This window comes from Actinomycetota bacterium, from assembly GCA_035759705.1.
GTDB lineage: Bacteria > Actinomycetota > CADDZG01 > JAHWKV01 > JAHWKV01 > JAJCYE01.
Genome location: DASTUJ010000092.1, coordinates 1 through 2970, shown reverse-complemented (window position 1 = coordinate 2970; position 2970 = coordinate 1). Strand labels below are relative to the sequence as shown.

The window sequence follows — 2970 nt, the reverse complement described above, 5'->3', positions numbered from 1 at the left end:
AACATCAACAACAACCTGGCCGACTGCTCGGCCACGGTTGCCACCATCGTCGGACACGTCGAGCCGATCATCCCCGGGGTAGGACAGATCAACCGCACCCTCGGAGTCATCGCCGGCGCACTGCCCCTGCTCTACGGCCTGACCGACAAGATCACCGCACCTACGGGCAAGCGGGTCAACTAGTCACCAGCTCTATGGAGCCAAGAACCGGCCGGGGGATTCCCCCGGCCGGTTTTGTTTTGGCGCCTGTTAGGAGTTAGATGATTGATCTTCAACCGTGACCGCCTAAAATAGGGCGACGCACATCTGGCCATCTGTCGCCCATCCTTGAGCAAAGGGAACTGAAGCCGTGATCGAGACCCTTGTCAGCCCCGCATTCTGGATTCCTTCCATCCTGATCCTCACCGGGGCGTACTTTGCCGTCCGCCTCTCCAATAAGAAGGCCATGGCGGGGTTCAAGGAGATCAACACCTTCTCGGCGCAAAAGGCGGAGTCCACGCCTGAGGACCCGGGTGTGACGTTTCGCGACGTCGCCGGCCTGGACGAGGTGGTTGCGGAGCTGCGGGAGATCAAGGACTACCTGACCAATCCGTCACGCTTCGATGCGCTGGGCGCGACCCTGCCGAGGGGCATCCTGTTGTACGGCCCGTCGGGCAGCGGCAAGACCCTGCTGGCCAAGGCCCTCGCCGGTGAGGGCGGCGTGCCCTTCTACTTCGTTTCGGCAGCCAGCTTCGTGCAGGTCTACGTCGGAGTCGGGGCCCAGCGGGTTCGCCAGCTGTTCGAAGAAGCCAAGAAGAACGCTCCGTCCATTGTGTTCATCGACGAGCTGGACGCCGTCGGCCGCCGCCGGAACTCCGAGGCGCCGGGCGAGCGGGAGTACGACCACACCTTGAACGAGCTGCTCATCCAGCTGGACGGATTCGCCAGCGCCAAGGGCGTCGTCCTGATCGGCGCAACGAACCGTCCCGAGATGATCGACCCGGCCCTGCTTCGCCCCGGCCGCTTCGACCGCCGCATCCACGTCGCCGGGCCCGATGTCGTAGGCCGGGAGCACATCCTTCGTCTTCACGCCTCCAAGCGTCCCCACTCGGCTGCGATCAACTGGAGGTCGGTGGCCACCCGCACCGGCGGCCTGACCGGGGCCGAGCTGGCCAACATCATCAACGAGGCCTCCTTCCTGGCCGCCCGCAAGCAGCGCCTCGAGATCGGGCACGACGACGTCGAGGAGGCGCTGGACCGGGCAGTCTCCGGCCCCCGCAGCGGACGGGTCATGGACGAGGACGAGAAGCGCCTGATCGCCTATCACGAAGCCGGCCACGCCCTCCTGTCGCTTCTTCTCAGGGGCGTCAAGCCCGTATCCCGCATCTCGATCGTCGGACGCATCGGAGACGGCGGGAAGTCGATCTGGTCATCCGGCGAGGACCGTGAGGTCATGACCCGCCGCGAGCTCATGGCAAAGCTGATGGTGCTGCTGGCCGGCATGGCGGCGGAGATCCACACCTTCGGAGAGCCGAGCACCCGGGCCGAGGACGACCTGCGCGAGGCGGCCAACCTGGCCCGGCAGATGGTCGAGCGCTGGGCGATGACCGGCAAGTACGAGTTCTCCGCCAGCGACAACGGCCGCGACCCGTTCTCCAAGGGCGACGCCTCCTCCAACCAGGAGGTCCGCAAGCTCTTGAAGAGGGCGGAGCAGGCCGCCGTCACCATCATCCAGGACAACGACCGCCGGCTTCGTGCGGTCGCCCAGGCGCTGATCGAGAAGGAGAGCCTCAACATCGACGAGGTTGCCCGCCTGGCCGGCCTGACCGGGCTGGAGGGCGGAGACGACGAGGACGGCTTCTCCTCACCGCCTCGGCGGGCTGCCCAGGGCCCGCTCGAGGAACTGATGCAGCAGCGGCAGCTGAGCGGCTACGGCAGCGCCCAGCAGCAGACCAACTGGCCCGCCTGATACCGGGCTGAGCCCCGCCGGCACCCCTCACGGGACGCCGCCGGAGCGGTCAGAGTTTTACCGGATTGGGGTTAGACTGCCTAACTGTCCCCGGTGGGGACCGTCCTTCGCCCCTCCCTCGGGAGTCGATTCGAGCGAGAACTAGAGGAGCCTTGAGTGGTAACCAACGAGACCGACGTCCCTTCAGGCAACGCTCCCAACGCAGCAGACAAGGTCCGCAAGCCGGACCGCAAACGGCTGCTGGTCGTGCTGGTCGTGCTGGTCGTGCTTGTGGTTGCGGCGTTTGTGCTGTTCTGGGCGAACCGGGACGACCCGGCGCCTGCGGCAGAGGACCCCTCGGATGAGATGGTGCCCATCGAGGACCGGGACGACGGCTTTGCCATCGACCTCCCCGGCGACTGGATCTTCCTCGAGCAGGAGCAGGCGGACCCCCAGATCCGGATGGTGGTCGGCGACGAGGCAACCCAGAACAACCTGAGGCTGCGGGTCAGCCCGCTTCCCCAGCCCGTGGTGGTGAACGACGACACACCGGACAACGTGGTCGCCGAGCTTCAGGCGCAGTTCGACCGGTACATCGACAGCGGCGAGAACGTCCGCGACGTCATCCAGCGCCAGCGGGTCAAGATCAACGGGGTTCACGGGTGGTGGTACCTCTACACCTTCAACAACGCCGGAGGTGAGGAGGAGGGGGTCCACTCCCACTTCTTCATGCTGGGCGGCGAGAAGCTCTACACGCTGGTGTTCCAGGTGCTCCCCGCCACCGCCTACGAGAAGTACGCCGCGACCTTCGACGAGATCATCTCCACCTTCGAGATCCTGGACCCGGCTGCTTCGCCCGCACCTTCGGAATCACCGGCCGGGTAAGCCCCTCTATTAGGGTTCGGCCGGCCCGCCCCCGAAGCGCCTGAGCTGCTCGTAGGTGCACTCCGACGGCTCGAGGTCGGGCCGCCACCGGACCAGGCGCACCGAGTGCCGGAACTTCATTCCGTCCAGGCGGTTGAAAGCGATCTCGCAGACCGTGA

3 protein-coding genes are annotated in these 2970 nt (G+C 66.1%); all 3 read left to right on the top strand.

Features of this window, described 5'->3' with window-relative positions:
- On the top strand, positions 1 to 183 hold a 183-nt coding region (locus VFV09_06345; GenBank protein ID HEU4867328.1), incomplete at its 5' end, for a hypothetical protein.
- Positions 184 to 349: 166 nt separating this feature from the next.
- Positions 350 to 1948, top strand: a complete 1599-nt coding sequence (locus VFV09_06340) for an AAA family ATPase (protein ID HEU4867327.1) — start codon at positions 350 to 352, stop codon at positions 1946 to 1948.
- A gap of 156 nt (positions 1949 to 2104) precedes the next feature.
- Positions 2105 to 2812 carry a hypothetical protein gene (locus VFV09_06335; GenBank protein ID HEU4867326.1) on the top strand — a complete coding sequence of 236 codons (708 nt, stop codon included), beginning with the start codon at positions 2105 to 2107 and terminating at the stop codon, positions 2810 to 2812.
- Positions 2813 to 2970: the final 158 nt, after the last annotated feature.